Annotated in this window: 29 protein-coding genes, 1 tRNA gene and 1 rRNA gene; all 31 read left to right on the top strand. The window is 47.6% G+C overall.

What is annotated here, in order from left to right; genetic code table 11:
* Positions 1-46: 46 nt before the first annotated feature.
* Entirely contained in the window at positions 47-523 is a 477-nt protein-coding gene (bfr, locus tag AC3CIC_RS14910) for a bacterioferritin (protein WP_016962009.1), read from the top strand.
* 339 nt (positions 524-862) lie between these two features.
* Entirely contained in the window at positions 863-1,174 is a 312-nt protein-coding gene (gene rpsJ / locus AC3CIC_RS14905; RefSeq protein WP_016962010.1) for a 30S ribosomal protein S10, read from the top strand.
* Positions 1,175-1,189: 15 nt separating this feature from the next.
* Positions 1,190-1,819 (top strand): 50S ribosomal protein L3, encoded by a 630-nt coding sequence (gene rplC, locus AC3CIC_RS14900; RefSeq protein ID WP_016962011.1) that lies wholly within the window; start codon positions 1,190-1,192, stop codon positions 1,817-1,819.
* 16 nt (positions 1,820-1,835) lie between these two features.
* The gene (rplD, locus tag AC3CIC_RS14895; RefSeq protein ID WP_016962012.1) at positions 1,836-2,438 is read left to right on the top strand and encodes a 50S ribosomal protein L4; all 603 of its coding nucleotides are present in this window, start codon (positions 1,836-1,838) and stop codon (positions 2,436-2,438) included.
* The gene (rplW, locus tag AC3CIC_RS14890) at positions 2,435-2,737 is read left to right on the top strand and encodes a 50S ribosomal protein L23 (protein WP_016962013.1); all 303 of its coding nucleotides are present in this window, start codon (positions 2,435-2,437) and stop codon (positions 2,735-2,737) included. Before rplD ends, rplW begins: the two co-directional genes overlap by 4 nt.
* Before the next feature lie 19 nt (positions 2,738-2,756).
* On the top strand, positions 2,757-3,581 hold the full coding sequence (rplB, locus tag AC3CIC_RS14885) for a 50S ribosomal protein L2 (protein WP_016962014.1): 825 nt from the start codon (positions 2,757-2,759) through the stop codon (positions 3,579-3,581).
* A gap of 18 nt (positions 3,582-3,599) precedes the next feature.
* Positions 3,600-3,878 carry a 30S ribosomal protein S19 gene (rpsS, locus tag AC3CIC_RS14880; RefSeq protein WP_016962015.1) on the top strand — a complete coding sequence of 93 codons (279 nt, stop codon included), beginning with the start codon at positions 3,600-3,602 and terminating at the stop codon, positions 3,876-3,878.
* 10 nt (positions 3,879-3,888) lie between these two features.
* The gene (gene rplV / locus AC3CIC_RS14875) at positions 3,889-4,221 is read left to right on the top strand and encodes a 50S ribosomal protein L22 (RefSeq protein ID WP_016962016.1); all 333 of its coding nucleotides are present in this window, start codon (positions 3,889-3,891) and stop codon (positions 4,219-4,221) included.
* A 19-nt stretch (positions 4,222-4,240) separates the two neighbouring features.
* A complete protein-coding gene (gene rpsC, locus AC3CIC_RS14870) occupies positions 4,241-4,930 on the top strand; it encodes a 30S ribosomal protein S3 (protein ID WP_016962017.1) in 690 nt (229 codons plus the stop codon).
* Positions 4,931-4,941: 11 nt separating this feature from the next.
* Complete coding sequence (rplP, locus tag AC3CIC_RS14865; protein ID WP_016962018.1) at positions 4,942-5,352, top strand: 50S ribosomal protein L16; 411 nt, start codon at positions 4,942-4,944, stop codon at positions 5,350-5,352.
* Positions 5,352-5,543: a 50S ribosomal protein L29 gene (gene rpmC, locus AC3CIC_RS14860; protein WP_016962019.1), complete on the top strand. Its 192-nt coding sequence runs from the start codon at positions 5,352-5,354 to the stop codon at positions 5,541-5,543. Before rplP ends, rpmC begins: the two co-directional genes overlap by 1 nt.
* Positions 5,543-5,797: a 30S ribosomal protein S17 gene (gene rpsQ, locus AC3CIC_RS14855; RefSeq protein ID WP_016962020.1), complete on the top strand. Its 255-nt coding sequence runs from the start codon at positions 5,543-5,545 to the stop codon at positions 5,795-5,797. The genes rpmC and rpsQ overlap by 1 nt, the downstream gene beginning before the upstream one ends.
* 160 nt (positions 5,798-5,957) lie before the next feature.
* Positions 5,958-6,329 (top strand): 50S ribosomal protein L14, encoded by a 372-nt coding sequence (gene rplN, locus AC3CIC_RS14850; RefSeq protein ID WP_016962021.1) that lies wholly within the window; start codon positions 5,958-5,960, stop codon positions 6,327-6,329.
* Positions 6,330-6,343: 14 nt separating this feature from the next.
* Positions 6,344-6,658 (top strand): 50S ribosomal protein L24, encoded by a 315-nt coding sequence (rplX, locus tag AC3CIC_RS14845; RefSeq protein ID WP_016962022.1) that lies wholly within the window; start codon positions 6,344-6,346, stop codon positions 6,656-6,658.
* A 14-nt stretch (positions 6,659-6,672) separates the two neighbouring features.
* Complete coding sequence (gene rplE, locus AC3CIC_RS14840; RefSeq protein WP_016962023.1) at positions 6,673-7,212, top strand: 50S ribosomal protein L5; 540 nt, start codon at positions 6,673-6,675, stop codon at positions 7,210-7,212.
* A gap of 17 nt (positions 7,213-7,229) precedes the next feature.
* Positions 7,230-7,535 (top strand): 30S ribosomal protein S14, encoded by a 306-nt coding sequence (gene rpsN, locus AC3CIC_RS14835; protein ID WP_016962024.1) that lies wholly within the window; start codon positions 7,230-7,232, stop codon positions 7,533-7,535.
* A 23-nt stretch (positions 7,536-7,558) separates the two neighbouring features.
* On the top strand, positions 7,559-7,951 hold the full coding sequence (gene rpsH, locus AC3CIC_RS14830) for a 30S ribosomal protein S8 (RefSeq protein ID WP_016962025.1): 393 nt from the start codon (positions 7,559-7,561) through the stop codon (positions 7,949-7,951).
* Positions 7,952-7,961: 10 nt separating this feature from the next.
* Positions 7,962-8,495, top strand: a complete 534-nt coding sequence (gene rplF, locus AC3CIC_RS14825) for a 50S ribosomal protein L6 (RefSeq protein ID WP_394213631.1) — start codon at positions 7,962-7,964, stop codon at positions 8,493-8,495.
* Positions 8,496-8,504: 9 nt separating this feature from the next.
* Positions 8,505-8,858 carry a 50S ribosomal protein L18 gene (gene rplR / locus AC3CIC_RS14820; RefSeq protein ID WP_016962027.1) on the top strand — a complete coding sequence of 118 codons (354 nt, stop codon included), beginning with the start codon at positions 8,505-8,507 and terminating at the stop codon, positions 8,856-8,858.
* A 13-nt stretch (positions 8,859-8,871) separates the two neighbouring features.
* Positions 8,872-9,369 (top strand): 30S ribosomal protein S5, encoded by a 498-nt coding sequence (rpsE, locus tag AC3CIC_RS14815; protein ID WP_016962028.1) that lies wholly within the window; start codon positions 8,872-8,874, stop codon positions 9,367-9,369.
* 6 nt (positions 9,370-9,375) lie between these two features.
* Entirely contained in the window at positions 9,376-9,555 is a 180-nt protein-coding gene (gene rpmD / locus AC3CIC_RS14810; RefSeq protein ID WP_016962029.1) for a 50S ribosomal protein L30, read from the top strand.
* A 4-nt stretch (positions 9,556-9,559) separates the two neighbouring features.
* Positions 9,560-9,994, top strand: a complete 435-nt coding sequence (gene rplO / locus AC3CIC_RS14805; RefSeq protein WP_016962030.1) for a 50S ribosomal protein L15 — start codon at positions 9,560-9,562, stop codon at positions 9,992-9,994.
* A 22-nt stretch (positions 9,995-10,016) separates the two neighbouring features.
* Positions 10,017-11,342: a preprotein translocase subunit SecY gene (secY, locus tag AC3CIC_RS14800; RefSeq protein ID WP_017002713.1), complete on the top strand. Its 1,326-nt coding sequence runs from the start codon at positions 10,017-10,019 to the stop codon at positions 11,340-11,342.
* A gap of 26 nt (positions 11,343-11,368) precedes the next feature.
* Positions 11,369-11,482: a 50S ribosomal protein L36 gene (gene rpmJ / locus AC3CIC_RS14795; RefSeq protein ID WP_000868186.1), complete on the top strand. Its 114-nt coding sequence runs from the start codon at positions 11,369-11,371 to the stop codon at positions 11,480-11,482.
* A 147-nt stretch (positions 11,483-11,629) separates the two neighbouring features.
* Positions 11,630-11,986: a 30S ribosomal protein S13 gene (rpsM, locus tag AC3CIC_RS14790; RefSeq protein ID WP_016962032.1), complete on the top strand. Its 357-nt coding sequence runs from the start codon at positions 11,630-11,632 to the stop codon at positions 11,984-11,986.
* 19 nt (positions 11,987-12,005) lie between these two features.
* On the top strand, positions 12,006-12,395 hold the full coding sequence (gene rpsK / locus AC3CIC_RS14785; RefSeq protein WP_002541534.1) for a 30S ribosomal protein S11: 390 nt from the start codon (positions 12,006-12,008) through the stop codon (positions 12,393-12,395).
* Between the two features lie 30 nt (positions 12,396-12,425).
* Positions 12,426-13,046 (top strand): 30S ribosomal protein S4, encoded by a 621-nt coding sequence (gene rpsD, locus AC3CIC_RS14780; RefSeq protein WP_016962033.1) that lies wholly within the window; start codon positions 12,426-12,428, stop codon positions 13,044-13,046.
* A 23-nt stretch (positions 13,047-13,069) separates the two neighbouring features.
* Entirely contained in the window at positions 13,070-14,059 is a 990-nt protein-coding gene (locus AC3CIC_RS14775; protein ID WP_002541536.1) for a DNA-directed RNA polymerase subunit alpha, read from the top strand.
* 35 nt (positions 14,060-14,094) lie between these two features.
* Positions 14,095-14,481: a 50S ribosomal protein L17 gene (gene rplQ / locus AC3CIC_RS14770; RefSeq protein WP_016962034.1), complete on the top strand. Its 387-nt coding sequence runs from the start codon at positions 14,095-14,097 to the stop codon at positions 14,479-14,481.
* A 1,039-nt stretch (positions 14,482-15,520) separates the two neighbouring features.
* Positions 15,521-17,065, top strand: a 16S ribosomal RNA gene (locus AC3CIC_RS14765).
* A 62-nt stretch (positions 17,066-17,127) separates the two neighbouring features.
* Positions 17,128-17,203 (top strand) — tRNA-Glu (locus AC3CIC_RS14760).
* Positions 17,204-17,503: the final 300 nt, after the last annotated feature.

The following is a 17,503-nucleotide window of genomic DNA, read 5'->3' as shown; positions in this document are numbered from 1 at the left end:
TCTTCTCGCTTCTATTTTTACTAGAAGCCGAAAAGGAGCGTGAGTCATGAAATCTGACCCCAAAATCATTCAACACCTCAACAAATCCCTCGCCAATGAACTGATTGCTATCAACCAATACTTCCTTCACTCCCGAATGTATAAAGACTGGGGATTGAAAGTGCTCGCCGATAAAGAGTATGAAGAATCTATAGATGAAATGAAGCATGCTGACGATCTCATCGAACGAATACTATTCCTTGAAGGCATCCCTAATTTGCAAGATCTTGGAAAACTTCGAATCGGTGAAGATACGAAAGAAATGCTCGAATGCGATTTGGCGTTAGAAATGGATGCGATTCCTGATTTAAGGGATGCGATTGAGTATGCCGAAAGTGTTCGAGATTATGTTTCTCGCGATCTGTTCAATCATATTCTAGAAGATGAAGAAGAGCATGTTGATTGGTTAGAAACCCAACTCGGTCTTATCGAAAAAGTTGGGATTCAAAACTACAACCAAGCTCAGATGATTGAGGCCGAGTAATAGGTTTAAACGGCCTTAAAACGTGGCCTGTGATTAATTTTTAAACGTGGCTTGCAAAGCCATTTGCGATCTGTATAATGCCCGCACTGCCTGAGACAAAATGCTCTCGTAAGTACAGTTGTGAACCAATGAGCACAGGAGGAAGACTAGTCGCAGTAAGCGTTAAGCTTGATTAGTCTGTAATGTATACTCCGCTTATGTTCGCAGTCACGTTAAGTGGCTGACAATGTATCAAATATTGATACTACGGTTTCACATAAATCAATCGGCATTCCCTCGTTTTCACGTGGTAGAGTGGCGATATTGTTTGTGTAATTTTTTTATTTGGAGCTCTGTCTAATGCAGAACCAACGTATCCGTATCCGCCTGAAGGCTTTCGATCATCGTTTGATCGATCAGTCTACTGCGGAAATCGTTGAAACCGCAAAGCGCACTGGTGCGCAGGTTCGTGGTCCTATCCCACTGCCAACTCGTAAAGAGCGCTTCACCGTTCTTGTCTCTCCGCACGTCAATAAAGATGCACGTGACCAGTACGAAATTCGTACTCACAAGCGTCTGATCGACATCGTTGAGCCAACAGATAAAACTGTTGATGCTCTGATGCGTCTTGACCTTGCTGCGGGCGTTGATGTTCAAATCAGCCTGGGTTAAGAGGGGATATAAGTAATGATTGGTCTAGTCGGTCGTAAAGTAGGTATGACTCGCATCTTCACTGAAGATGGCGTTTCTATCCCTGTAACCGTTGTAGAAGTAGAAACTAACCGTGTTACTCAGGTACGTACTCCTGAAGTAGATGGTTACTCTGCTATCCAAGTAACTTCAGGTGTGAAGAAAGCAAGCCGCGTTTCTAAGCCAGCAGCTGGTCACTTTGCGAAAGCAGGTGTTGAAGCTGGTCGCGGTCTGTGGGAATTCCGTCTGAATGGTGGTGAAGAGTTCGAAGTCGGCGCTGAGCTGAACGTAGATCTGTTTGCAGATATTAAGAAAGTAGACGTTACTGGTACATCTAAAGGTAAGGGCTTCCAAGGCGCTGTTAAGCGTTGGAACTTCCGTACTCAAGATATGACCCATGGTAACTCTTTGTCTCACCGTGCTCCGGGTTCAATTGGCCAATGCCAAACTCCAGGCCGTGTATTCAAAGGCAAAAAAATGGCTGGTCACATGGGTGCTGAACAAGTAACAACTCAGAACCTAGAGATCGTACGTGTTGACGCTGAGCGCAAACTGCTACTTATTAAAGGTGCAGTCCCTGGTGCTACTGGCAGCAACGTGATCGTTAAACCAGCCGTTAAAGCGTAACGTCGAGGAGTTAGTAATGGAATTGGTAGTCAAAGGCGCTGATGCGCTAACTGTCTCCGAAACTACCTTCGGGCGTGAATACAACGAAGCCCTGGTACACCAGGTAGTCGTTGCATACGCAGCTGGTGCCCGTCAGGGTACTCGTGCTCAGAAAACCCGTTCAGATGTACGCGGTGGTGGTGCTAAGCCATGGCGTCAGAAGGGTACTGGTCGCGCCCGTGCAGGTACAATCCGTAGCCCAATTTGGCGCTCGGGTGGTGTAACTTTCGCAGCTCGTCCTCAGGACCATAGCCAGAAAGTTAACAAAAAGATGTACCGTGGTGCTCTAAAGAGCATTCTTTCTGAGCTAGTTCGTCAAGATCGTTTGATCGTTGTTGACAACTTCTCAGTTGAAGCACCAAAAACTAAAGAGCTGATTGCTAAGCTGAAAGAGCTTGAGCTAACAGAAGCTCTGATCGTAACTGCAGAAGTCGATGAGAACCTGTTCCTTGCAGCACGCAACCTGTACAAGGTTGATATCCGTGATGCAGCAGGCATTGACCCAGTTAGCCTGATCGCTTTCGACAAAGTCGTTATGACTGCTGCTGCAGTTAAGCAAGTTGAGGAGATGCTGGGATGATCACTGAAGAGCGTATCCTTAAAGTTCTACGTGCTCCGCACATCTCTGAAAAAGCAACCATGGCTGCAGAAAACGGTAACACTATCGTTTTCAAAGTAGCGATGACTGCAACTAAGAAAGAGATCAAAGCGGCAGTTGAGAAACTGTTCGAAGTTGAAGTTAAGTCTGTAAATACTCTTATCACTAAGGGTAAGACCAAACGTCAAGGTGCTCGCCAAGGTCGTCGTTCAGACGTCAAGAAAGCGTATGTCATCTTGAAAGAAGGTCAAGACATCGACTTCGCTGGCGGCGCTGAGTAAGACGGAGGAGTATTAAAAAATGGCAATTGTTAAATGTAAGCCTACTTCACCGGGTCGTCGTCACGTTGTTAAAATTGTTAACGCTGACCTGTACAAAGGTAAGCCTTACGCACCGCTTCTGGAGAAAAACCAGAAGTCAGGCGGTCGTAACAACAACGGTCGAATCACAGTACGTCACATCGGTGGTGGTCATAAGCAACACTACCGTTTGATTGACTTCAAGCGTACTAAAGACGGCATCCCAGCGAAAGTTGAGCGCCTGGAATACGATCCAAACCGCAGTGCAAACATTGCACTGGTTCTGTACGCAGACGGTGAGCGTCGTTACATCATTGCACCTAAAGGTATGAAAGCTGGCGATCAGATCCAATCTGGTCCAGATGCTGCGATTAAAGCAGGTAACACCCTGCCAATGCGCAACATCCCAGTAGGTTCAACTGTTCACTGTGTTGAACTGAAACCTGGTAAAGGTGCACAGCTGGCTCGTTCAGCAGGTGCATACGCACAAATCGTTGCTCGCGATGGCGCATACGTAACTATTCGTTTGCGTTCTGGCGAAATGCGTAAGGTTCTTTCTGAAGGTCGTGCGACCATCGGTGAAGTTGGTAACGCAGAGCACATGCTGCGTGAATTGGGTAAAGCTGGTGCAACACGTTGGAGAGGCGTTCGCCCTACCGTACGTGGTGTAGCAATGAACCCAGTGGATCACCCACACGGTGGTGGTGAAGGTCGTACATCAGGCGGTCGTCACCCAGTATCACCTTGGGGTATGCCAACTAAGGGCTTCAAAACCCGTAAGAACAAACGTACCGACAAGTACATTGTACGTCGTCGTAACAAGTAATTTTAAAGAGGATACGCCATGCCACGTTCTCTCAAGAAAGGTCCATTTATTGACCTGCACTTGCTGAAGAAGGTAGAGAAAGCGTTGGAAAGCGGTGACAAAAAGCCTGTTAAGACTTGGTCCCGTCGTTCAATGATCATCCCTCAGATGATCGGTTTGACCATCGCTGTCCATAATGGTCGTCAGCACGTACCTGTTTTCGTCACTGAAGAGATGATCGGTCACAAGCTGGGCGAATTTGCACCAACACGTACTTATCGCGGCCATGCTGCAGATAAGAAAGCTAAGAAGCGTTAGGAGTTAAGATATGGAAGCTATTGCTAAACATCGCTTTGCTCGTATTTCGCCTCAAAAAGCACGTTTGGTTGCAGACCAAGTGCGCGGTAAAAACGTCGCACAAGCTCTAGAAGTTCTGACGTTCAGCGACAAAAAAGCTGCTGAGCTGATCAAGAAAGTTCTGGAGTCTGCTATCGCAAACGCCGAGCATAACGAAGGTGCTGACATTGATGATTTGAATGTCGCAAAAATCTTTGTTGACGAAGGTCCAGTCATGAAGCGCATTATGCCTCGTGCAAAAGGCCGTGCCGATCGCATCTTGAAGCGTTCTAGCCACATCACTATTGTTGTAGCAGACCGCTAAGAGACGAGGAGAGAAAGCAATGGGTCAAAAAGTACATCCTAATGGTATTCGTCTTGGCATTTGTAAGCCTTGGAATTCCACTTGGTTTGCTAACAGCCAAGATTTCGCTGATAACCTAGATGGCGACTTCAAGGTACGTCAGTTCCTGACTAATGAACTGAAAAAAGCGTCTGTATCTCGCATCGTTATCGAGCGCCCTGCTAAGAGTATTCGTGTGACTATTCACACTGCTCGCCCAGGTGTTGTTATCGGTAAGAAAGGCGAAGACGTAGAAAAACTACGCGCTCGCGTTGCTCAACTAGCCGGTGTACCTGCACAAATCAACATTGCAGAAGTACGTAAGCCAGAGCTTGATGCTCAGCTTGTTGGTGACAGCATCGCTTCTCAGCTAGAGCGTCGTGTTATGTTCCGTCGTGCTATGAAGCGCGCGGTACAAAACGCAATGCGTCTAGGCGCCAAAGGTATCAAAGTGGAAGTAAGCGGCCGTCTTGGCGGCGCTGAAATCGCTCGTACCGAGTGGTACCGTGAAGGTCGTGTGCCATTGCACACCCTTCGTGCTGATATTGACTACGCAACTTCTTCGGCTCACACCACTTACGGTGTAATTGGTATTAAAGTTTGGATCTTCAAAGGTGAAGTTCTAGGCGGTATGCCAGTTGCTGAGCCACAGGCTGACAAGCCTAAGAAGCAGCGTAAAGGCCGTAAGTAAGGAGTCTATCGATGCTTCAACCAAAACGTACTAAGTTCCGCAAGGCTTTTAAAGGTCGTAACCGCGGTCTTGCTGCGGGTACTGACGTAAGCTTCGGTACCTTCGGCCTTAAAGCTGTTGGTCGTGGTCGTATCACTGCTCGTCAGATCGAAGCTGCACGTCGTGCTATGACTCGTCACATTAAACGTCAGGGTCAAATCTGGATCCGTGTTTTCCCAGACAAGCCGATCACTACTAAACCTCTGGAAGTTCGTCAGGGTAAAGGTAAGGGTTCTGTTAGTTACTGGGTTGCACAAATTCAACCAGGTAAAGTCCTGTACGAGATGGATGGTGTTTCTGAAACCCTAGCTCGCGAAGCATTCGAGCTAGCTTCACGTAAACTACCAATCAAAACCACTTTCGTAACTAAGGCGGTGATGTGATGAAAGCACAAGAACTTCGCGAAAAGAGCGTAGAACAGCTGAATGAAGAACTGCTGGGTCTGCTGCGTGAGCAATTCAACCTGCGCATGCAATCAGCTACAGGTCAACTTCAGCAGACTCACACTCTGAAGACTGTTCGTCGTGATATCGCACGTGTTAAAACCGTTCTGAACCAGAAGGGCAACGCATAATGAGCGACCAAATCCGTACTCAACAAGGCCTTGTAGTTAGCGACAAAGGCGACAAGTCTATTGTTGTTGCAATTGAGCGCCAGGTGAAACACCCGATCTACGGTAAGTTCATCAAGCGTACAACTAAACTACATGTTCACGATGAAAACAACGAATGCGCCCAAGGCGATAAAGTTGAAGTTCGTGAGTGCCGTCCACTGTCTAAGACTAAGTCTTGGACTCTGGTACGCGTAGTTGAGAAAGCACGCCTGTAAGGGTAACTTTCCAACGGTTAAAATTTAAACGGCTCCAACTTTGGGGCCGTTTATTTTTTATCTATTCATCTTTAAAAAATAGTGTTATTATTCGCCGCCCTTGTAATAAGGCAGCCCGACCCGAGATGGGTCTAGATGTAATAACAGCGGAGCACTTACCATGATCCAAATGCAAAGTATGCTGGATGCAGCCGACAACTCCGGCGCTCGCAGTGTAATGTGTATTAAGGTGCTGGGTGGTTCACACCGTCGCTACGCCCATATCGGCGATGTCATCAAAGTTACCGTGAAGGATGCAATCCCACGCGGTAAAGTTAAGAAAGGTGACGTCCTGAAGGCGGTTGTAGTACGCACCCGTAAAGGCGTTCGTCGTCCAGACGGCTCTGTCATTCGCTTCGACCGTAATGCTTGCGTATTGTTGAACGACAACACCGAGCAACCAATCGGTACTCGTATCTTTGGCCCTGTGACACGTGAACTTCGTGGCGATAAGTTCATGAAGATTGTGTCTCTGGCGCCTGAAGTTCTGTAAGGAGCGGTTTAAAAATGGCAGCTAAAATCCGTCGTGAAGACGAAATTATCGTTCTTGTTGGTAAAGATAAAGGCAAGAAAGGTAAAGTATCTAAGGTACTGACTACCGGTAAGGTTATCGTTGAAGGTATCAACCTAGTTAAGAAACACCAGAAGCCAGTCCCGGCAATGGGTGTTCAAGGCGGCATCATTGAAAAAGAAGCAGCTCTTGACGTTTCTAACGTGGCTATCTACAACGCGGCAACTGGTAAAGCAGACCGTGTAGGCTTCCGATTTGAAGACGGCAAAAAAGTCCGTTTCTTTAAGTCGAATGGCGAAACTATTAAGTAAGTTGGAGTAGTACTATGGCGAAACTGCATGATTACTACAAAGAGACTGTTGTAAAAGAGCTTGCTGAAAAGTTCGAATACAAGAGTATCATGCAAGTCCCAAGGATCGAAAAGATCACCCTGAACATGGGTGTGGGCGAAGCGATCAACGATAAAAAACTGCTTGAGAACGCAGCTTCAGATATGACCACTATTACTGGTCAGAAGCCGCTTATCACTAAAGCACGTAAATCTGTTGCTGGCTTCAAGATCCGAGAGGGCTACCCTATTGGTTGTAAAGTAACCCTGCGTGGCGAACGTATGTGGGATTTCTTTGAGCGTTTGATTTCAATCGCTCTACCACGTGTACGCGACTTCCGCGGCGTGAGTTCGAAATCTTTCGACGGTCGCGGTAACTATAGCATGGGCGTTCGTGAGCAAATCATCTTCCCAGAGATCGACTACGACAAAGTAGATCGTATCCGTGGTCTTGATATTACTATCACGACTACAGCGGCGACTGATGAGGAAGGTCAAGCTCTGCTGGCTGCCTTTAACTTCCCATTCCGTAAGTAAGGTGAAGGGTTACTGTAATGGCTAAGCAATCAATGAAAGCGCGCGAAGTAAAACGCGCGAAGCTGGTAGTAAAGTTTGCTGAAAAGCGCGCTGCACTTAAAGCTGCAATTAAAAGTGTAAACACGTCTGAAGAAGATCGTTGGGATGCAGTCCTGAAGCTTCAATCTTTACCGCGTGATTCATCCACGTCTCGTAAGCGTAACCGCTGTAACCAGACTGGTCGTCCACATGGCTACCTACGTAAATTCGGCCTTAGCCGAATCAAGGTCCGTGAAGCTTGCATGAAAGGCGAGATTCCGGGTCTGCGTAAGGCGAGCTGGTAATTGAATCTCGGGAGTAAAGACTTATGAGCATGCAAGATCCGATTTCGGATATGCTGACCCGCATTCGCAACGGTCAGACAGCAGCGAAAGTTGCTGTTAAAATGCCTTCGTCGAAACTTAAAGTGGCAATTGCTGAGCTACTTAAAGTTGAAGGCTATGTGGCTGACTACGCTGTTACAAGCGATGTTAAGCCAGAACTGGAAGTGACTTTGAAATACTTCGAAGCAAACCCAGTTATCGAGCAAATCCAACGTGTAAGCCGTCCAGGTCTGCGTATCTATAAGAAAAAAGATGCGTTGCCTTCTGTAATGGGTGGTCTGGGTATTGCTGTAATATCAACTTCTAAAGGTTTGATGACCGACCGCGCCGCTCGCAAAGCGGGTCTGGGCGGTGAGATCATCTGCTACGTAGCTTAAGGAGTAGGAAATGTCTCGTGTTGCAAAAGCACCCGTAGTAATTCCTGCCGGCGTAGAGGTGAACCTTAACGGTCAGGAAGTCACTGTTAAAGGTAGCTTGGGCGAATTGTCCCGCGTTATCAATAATGCAGTGGTAGTAAGCCAAGAAGACGACGCTGTGAAGTTTGCACCGCGCGAAGGTATCGCAAAGGCTAACGCCCAAGCTGGTACTGCACGTGCACTAGTAAACAACATGGTTGTTGGTGTTACTCAAGGCTTTACCAAGAAACTGATCCTGAAAGGTGTTGGTTATCGTGCATCAATCAAGGGTAACGCAGTAGCTCTAACTTTGGGCTTCTCTCACCCTGTTGAACACGACCTGCCTGCAGGCATCAAAGCAGAATGCCCAAGCCAAACTGAAATTGTTTTGACTGGTACAGACAAGCAATTAGTTGGTCAAGTAGCTGCTGACATCCGCGCATACCGTCAACCTGAGCCTTACAAAGGCAAAGGTGTTCGTTACTCTGACGAAGTCGTGCGTACTAAAGAAGCTAAGAAGAAGTAAGGTAACACTATGGATAAGAAAATTGCTCGTATCCGTCGTGCGACCCGAGCGCGTCGCAAGATTGCTGAACTGGGTGCGACTCGCCTAGTTGTGCACCGTACTCCACGTCACGTGTACGCACAGGTTATCGCAGCTAATGGCTCTGAAGTTATCGCAGCTGCTTCTACCGTAGAAAAAGCGATCCGTGATCAATTGACGAGTACCGGTAACAAAGACGCTGCAGCAGCTGTGGGTAAAGCAGTCGCTGAACGTGCGCTGGAAAAAGGCATCGAATCTGTTGCTTTTGACCGCTCCGGTTTCCAATACCACGGCCGCGTGGCTGCACTGGCAGATGCTGCCCGTGAAGCTGGTCTGAAATTCTAAGGTAGGCGGAAAGATGGCTAACGAAAAACAACAAAGTGATTTGCAAGAGAAGCTGATTGCTGTTAACCGTGTTTCTAAAACGGTTAAAGGTGGTCGCATCTTTAGCTTCACCGCTCTTACTGTAGTTGGTGATGGCAATGGTCGCGTAGGTTTCGGATACGGCAAAGCCCGTGAAGTACCTGCCGCTATCCAAAAATCAATGGAAAAAGCGCGTCGTAACATGGTTACTATCGCGTTGAATGACGGTACTCTGCACCACGCTGTTAAAGGTCGCCACACTGGTTCAAAAGTGTACATGCAACCTGCTTCAGAAGGTACAGGTATCATCGCAGGTGGTGCGATGCGTGCAGTACTAGAAGTTGCGGGTGTTCGCAACGTTCTGGCGAAAGCATACGGTTCTACTAACCCAATCAACATCGTTCGTGCAACGATTCTTGGTTTGGGTGGTATGAAGTCTCCAGAAATGGTAGCTGCCAAGCGCGGTCTGCCAGTAAACGAAATTCTGGGGTAATTCGACATGGCTAAAACTATTAAAGTAACTCAGACTCGTAGCTCTATCGGCCGACTGCCGAAACATAAAGCTTCGCTGCGTGGCTTGGGCCTTCGTCGCATCAACCACACCGTTGAACTTGAAGATACTGCTTGCGTACGCGGCATGATCAATCAAGTTTACTACATGGTTAAAGTGGAGGAGTAATCGCATGCGTTTGAATACTCTATCTCCGGCCGCGGGTTCTAAGCCTTCTAAGAAGCGCGTAGGTCGTGGTATCGGTTCAGGCCTGGGCAAAACTGGTGGCCGCGGTCACAAAGGTCAGAAATCACGTTCAGGTGGTTCTGTGCGCCCAGGTTTCGAAGGCGGTCAAATGCCTTTGAAACAACGTCTGCCAAAATTTGGTTTTACTTCTCGTAAGAGCCTAACTGCAGCTGAAGTTCGTCTAAGCGAACTGGCTAAAGTTGAAGGTGACGTAGTAAGCCTTGAGACACTGAAAGCAGCTAACGTTATCACTAAAGACATCCGTACGGCGAAAATCGTACTGTCTGGTGAAATCGCGCGTTCAGTGACTATTAAAGGTCTTCGCGTTACCAAAGGTGCTCAAGCTGCAATTGAAGCTGCTGGCGGTAAAATCGAGGAATAATTAGCTCGAGGACGAGGTACAGATGGCAAAACAACCAGGACAAAATTTTAGTAGTGCAAAAGGTGGACTTGCGGAACTCAAAAGCCGTCTACTGTTTGTGGTAGGTGCGTTATTGGTTTTCCGTGCCGGCTCTTTTGTACCAATTCCTGGTATTGACGCTGCTGTACTTGCCGATCTGTTCGAACAGCAACAAGGTACCATCATTGAACTGTTTAACATGTTCTCTGGTGGTGCTCTTGAGCGTGCTTCTATCTTAGCATTGGGTATCATGCCGTATATATCGGCATCGATTATTGTCCAACTGCTTACGGTAGTTCATCCAGCCTTGGCTGAGTTGAAAAAGGAGGGGGAGTCTGGTCGTCGCAAGATTAGCCAGTACACCCGCTACGGCACGTTAGTGCTGGCAACCTTCCAAGCGATTGGTATCGCTACCGGGTTGCCAAGTATGATTCCAGGCCTTGTGGTTAACCCAGGGTTTGGTTTCTACTTCACTGCTGTTGTGAGTTTGGTTACCGGTACCATGTTCTTGATGTGGTTAGGTGAGCAGATCACTGAGCGAGGTATCGGTAACGGTATTTCCTTGATTATTTTCACGGGTATCGTTGCAGGATTACCATCCGCTATTGGACAGACAGCGGAGCAAGCGCGTCAAGGTGAATTGCACGTGCTTCTTCTTCTGTTGATTGCGGTAATCGCATTTGCAGTAATTGCGTTCGTAGTGTTCATGGAACGTGGTCAACGTCGTATCGTCGTTAACTACGCCAAACGTCAGCAAGGCCGTCGTGTTTTTGCTGCACAGAGCACTCACTTGCCATTGAAAATAAATATGGCAGGCGTAATTCCGGCAATTTTTGCATCAAGCATTATCCTGTTTCCAGGCACCTTGGCCCAATGGTTTGGTCAAAGTGAACAGTTGGGCTGGCTAGCTGATGTGTCATTGGCACTGAGTCCTGGTCAACCACTGTATGTAATTCTTTATGCTGCAGCGATTATCTTTTTCTGTTTCTTCTACACGGCGTTGGTTTTCAACCCGCGTGAGACAGCAGACAATCTGAAGAAGTCTGGTGCATTCGTACCTGGTATTCGCCCGGGCGAACAGACTGCAAAGTACATTGATAAAGTAATGACTCGACTAACCCTTGCGGGTGCGTTGTATATCACCTTTATCTGTCTGATCCCCGAGTTCATGATGATTGCTTGGAATGTACGCTTCTATTTTGGCGGTACTTCCCTACTTATTGTAGTCGTAGTAATCATGGACTTTATGGCTCAAGTTCAGACACATCTGATGTCTCAACAATATGAGTCCGTGTTGAAGAAAGCCAATCTGAAAGGCTATGGCCGATAACAGATTGACATCTACGGAGTTTAGCAATGAAAGTTCGTGCTTCCGTTAAGAAAATCTGCCGTAACTGTAAAGTAATCAAGCGTAACGGTGTCGTTCGCGTGATTTGCAGTGAGCCAAAGCACAAGCAGCGCCAAGGCTAATAGCAGAATATTTTTCTTGCAAAATATAGGCAGGGTGGCTACATTAGCCAGCCCACCTTTTGTGTGTGCAAAAGAAGTGGTATAGCCGCTGCGTATCCTCAACGGGCTCTGCAGCGGTTCTTCTTGAAAAAGTACTAGGAGTGAATAGTGGCCCGTATTGCAGGCATTAACATTCCTGATCAGAAGCATGCCGTAATCGCATTGACTGCGATTTTCGGTATCGGTAAAACCCGTTCAAAAGCTATTTTGGCTGAGACTGGTATTGCTGAAAGCATGAAGATCAGTGAACTAACTGAAGAGCAGATCGATCTACTGCGTGATGGCGTTGCCAAGTACACCGTAGAAGGTGATCTACGTCGTGAAGTTTCAATGAACATCAAGCGTCTTATGGACCTTGGTTGTTACCGCGGTTTGCGTCATCGTCGCAGCTTGCCACTACGTGGCCAGCGCACGAAGACCAATGCTCGTACCCGTAAGGGTCCGCGCAAACCGATCAAGAAATAATCGGGGTAGGTGATTACTAATGGCTAAACAACCAAATCGCGCACGTAAACGCGTACGCAAGCAAGTTGCTGATGGCGTAGCGCATATCCATGCGTCTTTCAACAACACAATCGTTACCATTACAGACCGTCAAGGTAATGCTCTTGCATGGGCAACTGCAGGTGGTTCTGGTTTCCGCGGTTCTCGTAAATCAACTCCGTTCGCTGCACAGGTTGCTGCTGAGCGTTGTGGTGAGATGGCTAAAGAATATGGCCTTAAGAACCTGGAAGTTATGGTAAAGGGTCCTGGTCCAGGTCGTGAATCTACGATTCGCGCACTGAACGCGGCTGGTTTCCGTATCACAAATATTGTTGATGCGACTCCAATCCCACATAACGGTTGTCGTCCACCTAAGAAACGCCGCGTATAACGCTGTTTCTTAGAATTCTGGAGAAAGATCATGGCAAGATATTTGGGTCCTAAGCTGAAGCTTAGCCGTCGCGAAGGTACTGACTTGTTCCTAAAGTCAGGCGTACGCGCGATTGATACCAAGTGTAAAATTGACAACGCCCCAGGCGTGCACGGCGCTCGTCGCGGTCGTCTGTCTGAATACGGCGTTCAGCTTCGTGAGAAGCAGAAAGTTCGTCGTACTTATGGCGTTCTTGAAAAGCAATTCCGTAACTACTATCAAGAAGCTGCACGCCTAAAAGGCAACACAGGTGAAAACCTGCTGCAACTTCTAGAAGGTCGTCTGGATAACGTTGTTTACCGCATGGGCTTTGGCGCAACTCGCGCTGAATCACGTCAGCTGGTAAGCCACAAGGCGATTCTAGTAAACGGCAAAGTGGTTAACGTTCCTTCTTTCAAGGTAACGGCTAATGACGTTGTTAGCATTCGCGAGAAAGCTAAGAACCAAGCACGCATTAAAGCAGCACTTGAAATTGCTGCTCAGCGCGAGCTGCCAACTTGGATCGAAGTAGACAGCAACAAAATGGAAGGCACTTTCAAGCGCCTACCAGAGCGTTCAGATTTGTCTGCTGACATCAACGAACACCTGATCGTCGAGCTTTACTCTAAGTAAAGCTAAACTAAAGAGAGGACACAATGCAGGGTTCTGTAACAGAATTTCTTAAGCCGCGTCTAGTTGACATAGAACAAGTAAGCTCGACGCACGCAAAAGTAACTCTTGAGCCGCTAGAGCGTGGCTTTGGTCACACCCTAGGCAATGCTCTACGTCGTATCCTACTGTCATCTATGCCTGGTTGCGCAGTGACAGAAGTAGAGATTGATGGCGTGTTGCACGAGTACAGCACCAAAGAGGGTGTACAGGAAGATATCCTGGAAATCCTGCTTAACCTTAAAGGCCTGGCCGTTAAGGTAGAGGGTAAAGATGAAGTTATCCTTACTCTTAATAAGTCTGGTGCAGGCCCTGTTGTTGCAGGCGACATCACCCACGACGGTGGTGTTGAGATTGCGAACCCAGAACACGTAATCTGCCACCTGACAGATTCAAATGCTGAAATAAGCATGCGAATCAAGGTAGAACGTGGTCGTGGCTATGTACCAGCGTCAGCCCGTATTCATACTGAAGAAGACGAGCGCCCTATCGGCCGTCTACTTGTTGATGCGACGTTCAGCCCAGTAGACCGTATTGCTTACAATGTTGAAGCAGCACGTGTTGAACAGCGTACTGACCTAGACAAGTTGGTTATCGATATGGAAACCAATGGTACGCTTGATCCTGAGGAAGCTATCCGTCGTGCAGCAACTATTCTTGCTGAACAACTGGATGCATTTGTAGATCTTCGTGATGTACGAGTTCCTGAAGAGAAAGAAGAGAAGCCAGAGTTCGATCCGATCCTACTGCGTCCTGTAGACGATCTGGAACTAACTGTTCGCTCTGCTAACTGTTTGAAAGCAGAAGCGATCCACTACATCGGTGATCTGGTACAGCGTACGGAGGTTGAGCTTCTTAAGACGCCTAACCTTGGTAAAAAGTCTTTGACTGAAATCAAAGACGTGCTGGCTTCACGTGGTTTGTCTCTGGGTATGCGCCTGGAAAACTGGCCGCCAGCATCAATCGCTGAAGATTAATCAGATACTGATTACTTAGTTAGAAGGATTAGGTCATGCGCCATCGTAAGAGTGGTCGTCAACTCAATCGCAACAGCAGTCATCGTAAAGCGATGTTCAGCAACATGGCTAGCTCTCTGGTAACTCATGAAGTTATCAAAACAACTTTGCCTAAAGCAAAAGAGCTGCGTCGCGTAATTGAGCCATTGATTACCCTAGCAAAGATCGACAGTGTTGCTAACCGTCGTCTTGCATTCGCTCGCACTCGTAATGACGAAGTTGTAGCGAAGCTGTTCAACGAACTAGGTCCACGTTTTGCCTCTCGTGCAGGCGGTTACACTCGCATTCTTAAATGCGGTGTACGTGTCGGCGATAAAGCCCCTATGGCTTACATCGAGTTGGTAGATCGTCCTGAGCAATCTGCTGAGGAAGCTGCTGAATAAGCACGCTGAACCTATCGATAAAAAGCCAGGCATTGCCTGGCTTTTTATTTATCTAAATTTTGCAAATTCATAACGCGGCTTTTCCCTCTTCGCTTCATATCCTGCGCTACATATATCTATTATTGTTTGACAGCTATATAAAGAAGAGCAACGCTTTTCTACATCTACATCTACATCTACATCTACATCTACATCTACATCTACATCTACATCTACATCTACATCTACATCTACATCTACATCTACATCTACATCTACATCTATAGATATTTCCGATCTTTCTACGAACGAGATATTTCACTCCATCGCTGATATTTTCGTATTCAGGCTGATAAATTGCTAGGTAGGGGGAGATTGGGGTAAGTGAGAATTGATAGATATACACCGATACATGTGTGATAGCTGTTGATAAGATGTGTGGAAATAAGGCTTTCGCATGGAATTCATACAAAGACTTACTTTTTAATAAGAAATCACAAATAAGGCCTTGCCAAGTCCCGAAGCCTCCCTATAATGCGTACTCACTGACACGGCGACCTGCTCCACACGGAACAAACAGCCCAATCAGTACGGCGAAAACGGCTTCAAAACTGAACGGAAATAAACGCTTGACGTTAACGACCCAATCAGTAGAATGCCCGCCTGCTTCAACGGAAAAGCCCAGTGCTTATCGCGGTTGAAGGGAGTCAACAAGACGTTTTGGATGCGGTGAGCAGCACGCTGAAAAATCTCAAAATTTCTTCTTGACTTCATCGCCTGGCAGCGTAGAATTCGCAGCCCTGACGATGAGAAGACGTCTCCACGGAGTCGCTTCTACAGTCAACGTTCTTTAACAATTTGACCTATACAATCTGTGTGGGCACTCGTACTTGATAGACATAAGATTTATCAATGCACTGAGTGACCTAAGACGGTTGAGCTTTTCGAAGTGACACTGTCAACACAGTCAATGCAGATTTGCCTTAGGGCAAAAAAGTAATTCAGTATTCATTGAGCGTTAGACCTGTTTCTTCGGAAATGGGGATAACAAGAAAAATTCTAATTGAAGAGTTTGATCATGGCTCAGATTGAACGCTGGCGGCAGGCCTAACACATGCAAGTCGAGCGGTAACATTTCAAGAGCTTGCTTTTGAAGATGACGAGCGGCGGACGGGTGAGTAATGGCTGGGAACCTGCCCTGACGTGGGGGATAACAGTTGGAAACGACTGCTAATACCGCATGATGTCTACGGACCAAAGAGGGGGATCTTCGGACCTCTCGCGTCGGGATGGGCCCAGTTGGGATTAGCTAGTTGGTGAGGTAATGGCTCACCAAGGCGACGATCCCTAGCTGGTTTGAGAGGATGATCAGCCACACTGGAACTGAGACACGGTCCAGACTCCTACGGGAGGCAGCAGTGGGGAATATTGCACAATGGGCGCAAGCCTGATGCAGCCATGCCGCGTGTGTGAAGAAGGCCTTCGGGTTGTAAAGCACTTTCAGCAGTGAGGAAGGCGGATACGTTAATAGCGTGTTCGTTTGACGTTAGCTGCAGAAGAAGCACCGGCTAACTCCGTGCCAGCAGCCGCGGTAATACGGAGGGTGCGAGCGTTAATCGGAATTACTGGGCGTAAAGCGCATGCAGGCGGTTTGTTAAGCAAGATGTGAAAGCCCCGGGCTCAACCTGGGAACCGCATTTTGAACTGGCAGGCTAGAGTCTTGTAGAGGGGGGTAGAATTTCAGGTGTAGCGGTGAAATGCGTAGAGATCTGAAGGAATACCGGTGGCGAAGGCGGCCCCCTGGACAAAGACTGACGCTCAGATGCGAAAGCGTGGGGAGCAAACAGGATTAGATACCCTGGTAGTCCACGCTGTAAACGATGTCTACTTGGAGGTTGTGGCCTAGAGCCGTGGCTTCCGGAGCTAACGCGTTAAGTAGACCGCCTGGGGAGTACGGTCGCAAGATTAAAACTCAAATGAATTGACGGGGGCCCGCACAAGCGGTGGAGCATGTGGTTTAATTCGATGCAACGCGAAGAACCTTACCTACTCTTGACATCCACAGAAGCCGGAAGAGATTTTGGTGTGCCTTCGGGAACTGTGAGACAGGTGCTGCATGGCTGTCGTCAGCTCGTGTTGTGAAATGTTGGGTTAAGTCCCGCAACGAGCGCAACCCTTATCCTTGTTTGCCAGCACGTAATGGTGGGAACTCCAGGGAGACTGCCGGTGATAAACCGGAGGAAGGTGGGGACGACGTCAAGTCATCATGGCCCTTACGAGTAGGGCTACACACGTGCTACAATGGCGTATACAGAGGGCAGCAAGACCGCGAGGTGGAGCGAATCCCAGAAAGTACGTCGTAGTCCGGATCGGAGTCTGCAACTCGACTCCGTGAAGTCGGAATCGCTAGTAATCGTGGATCAGAATGCCACGGTGAATACGTTCCCGGGCCTTGTACACACCGCCCGTCACACCATGGGAGTGGGCTGCACCAGAAGTAGATAGCTTAACCTTCGGGAGGGCGTTTACCACGGTGTGGTTCATGACTGGGGTGAAGTCGTAACAAGGTAGCCCTAGGGGAACCTGGGGCTGGATCACCTCCTTAACGATACTATTAATGCAAGTGCTCACACAAATTGTATAGGTTGAAGAACAAAGAACAGATGTGTCCCATTCGTCTAGAGGCCTAGGACACCGCCCTTTCACGGCGGTAACAGGGGTTCGACTCCCCTATGGGACGCCACTTATTAAACACATTCTCTGAGTGTTGTTAGAAAGTGGTGATTCGAAAGAACATCATAGCTCTTTAAAAATCTGGAAAGCTGACTAGTAGATTTATGACTTCTCTTTATAGAGAGGAAATAAATTGAAATCTGTTTCTTATCTCTCTACCCGAGAGGTAACGAAACAAAAGTTCTCAAAACGTTAATCCTGATGGGATTAACACCAAACACATTCAAGTGTTCTTGGTTTCATCGAAAGATGAACATATTTGAGTCCGGCGAAAAACCGTTCATTAATTTGAACCGACTCTTTAACGAGA

The organism is Enterovibrio sp. QJM3NY_24 (assembly GCF_057786035.1).
The sequence above is the reverse complement of the archived record's forward strand: the minus strand, read 5'-3'. Positions and strand labels throughout refer to the sequence as shown.

Excerpts from the sequence above, each read along its gene's own strand:
- rplX (WP_016962022.1), top strand. The coding sequence starts at position 6,344 with ATGGCAGCTAAAATCCGTCGTGAAGACGAAATTATCGTTCTTGTTGGT.
- rplC (WP_016962011.1), top strand. The coding sequence starts at position 1,190 with ATGATTGGTCTAGTCGGTCGTAAAGTAGGTATGACTCGCATCTTCACT.
- rpmD (WP_016962029.1), top strand. The coding sequence starts at position 9,376 with ATGGCTAAAACTATTAAAGTAACTCAGACTCGTAGCTCTATCGGCCGA.
- rpsS (WP_016962015.1), top strand. The coding sequence starts at position 3,600 with ATGCCACGTTCTCTCAAGAAAGGTCCATTTATTGACCTGCACTTGCTG.
- rplB (WP_016962014.1), top strand. The coding sequence starts at position 2,757 with ATGGCAATTGTTAAATGTAAGCCTACTTCACCGGGTCGTCGTCACGTT.
- rpsK (WP_002541534.1), top strand. The coding sequence starts at position 12,006 with ATGGCTAAACAACCAAATCGCGCACGTAAACGCGTACGCAAGCAAGTT.
- rpsD (WP_016962033.1), top strand. The coding sequence starts at position 12,426 with ATGGCAAGATATTTGGGTCCTAAGCTGAAGCTTAGCCGTCGCGAAGGT.
- secY (WP_017002713.1), top strand. The coding sequence starts at position 10,017 with ATGGCAAAACAACCAGGACAAAATTTTAGTAGTGCAAAAGGTGGACTT.
- rpsH (WP_016962025.1), top strand. The coding sequence starts at position 7,559 with ATGAGCATGCAAGATCCGATTTCGGATATGCTGACCCGCATTCGCAAC.
- rplQ (WP_016962034.1), top strand. The coding sequence starts at position 14,095 with ATGCGCCATCGTAAGAGTGGTCGTCAACTCAATCGCAACAGCAGTCAT.
- rplR (WP_016962027.1), top strand. The coding sequence starts at position 8,505 with ATGGATAAGAAAATTGCTCGTATCCGTCGTGCGACCCGAGCGCGTCGC.
- rplN (WP_016962021.1), top strand. The coding sequence starts at position 5,958 with ATGATCCAAATGCAAAGTATGCTGGATGCAGCCGACAACTCCGGCGCT.
- rplP (WP_016962018.1), top strand. The coding sequence starts at position 4,942 with ATGCTTCAACCAAAACGTACTAAGTTCCGCAAGGCTTTTAAAGGTCGT.
- rplV (WP_016962016.1), top strand. The coding sequence starts at position 3,889 with ATGGAAGCTATTGCTAAACATCGCTTTGCTCGTATTTCGCCTCAAAAA.
- rplF (WP_394213631.1), top strand. The coding sequence starts at position 7,962 with ATGTCTCGTGTTGCAAAAGCACCCGTAGTAATTCCTGCCGGCGTAGAG.
- rpsE (WP_016962028.1), top strand. The coding sequence starts at position 8,872 with ATGGCTAACGAAAAACAACAAAGTGATTTGCAAGAGAAGCTGATTGCT.
- rplD (WP_016962012.1), top strand. The coding sequence starts at position 1,836 with ATGGAATTGGTAGTCAAAGGCGCTGATGCGCTAACTGTCTCCGAAACT.
- rplE (WP_016962023.1), top strand. The coding sequence starts at position 6,673 with ATGGCGAAACTGCATGATTACTACAAAGAGACTGTTGTAAAAGAGCTT.
- rpmC (WP_016962019.1), top strand. The coding sequence starts at position 5,352 with ATGAAAGCACAAGAACTTCGCGAAAAGAGCGTAGAACAGCTGAATGAA.
- rpsQ (WP_016962020.1), top strand. The coding sequence starts at position 5,543 with ATGAGCGACCAAATCCGTACTCAACAAGGCCTTGTAGTTAGCGACAAA.
- rpsJ (WP_016962010.1), top strand. The coding sequence starts at position 863 with ATGCAGAACCAACGTATCCGTATCCGCCTGAAGGCTTTCGATCATCGT.
- rpmJ (WP_000868186.1), top strand. The coding sequence starts at position 11,369 with ATGAAAGTTCGTGCTTCCGTTAAGAAAATCTGCCGTAACTGTAAAGTA.
- rpsC (WP_016962017.1), top strand. The coding sequence starts at position 4,241 with ATGGGTCAAAAAGTACATCCTAATGGTATTCGTCTTGGCATTTGTAAG.
- rplO (WP_016962030.1), top strand. The coding sequence starts at position 9,560 with ATGCGTTTGAATACTCTATCTCCGGCCGCGGGTTCTAAGCCTTCTAAG.
- bfr (WP_016962009.1), top strand. The coding sequence starts at position 47 with ATGAAATCTGACCCCAAAATCATTCAACACCTCAACAAATCCCTCGCC.
- rpsN (WP_016962024.1), top strand. The coding sequence starts at position 7,230 with ATGGCTAAGCAATCAATGAAAGCGCGCGAAGTAAAACGCGCGAAGCTG.
- rplW (WP_016962013.1), top strand. The coding sequence starts at position 2,435 with ATGATCACTGAAGAGCGTATCCTTAAAGTTCTACGTGCTCCGCACATC.
- AC3CIC_RS14775 (WP_002541536.1), top strand. The coding sequence starts at position 13,070 with ATGCAGGGTTCTGTAACAGAATTTCTTAAGCCGCGTCTAGTTGACATA.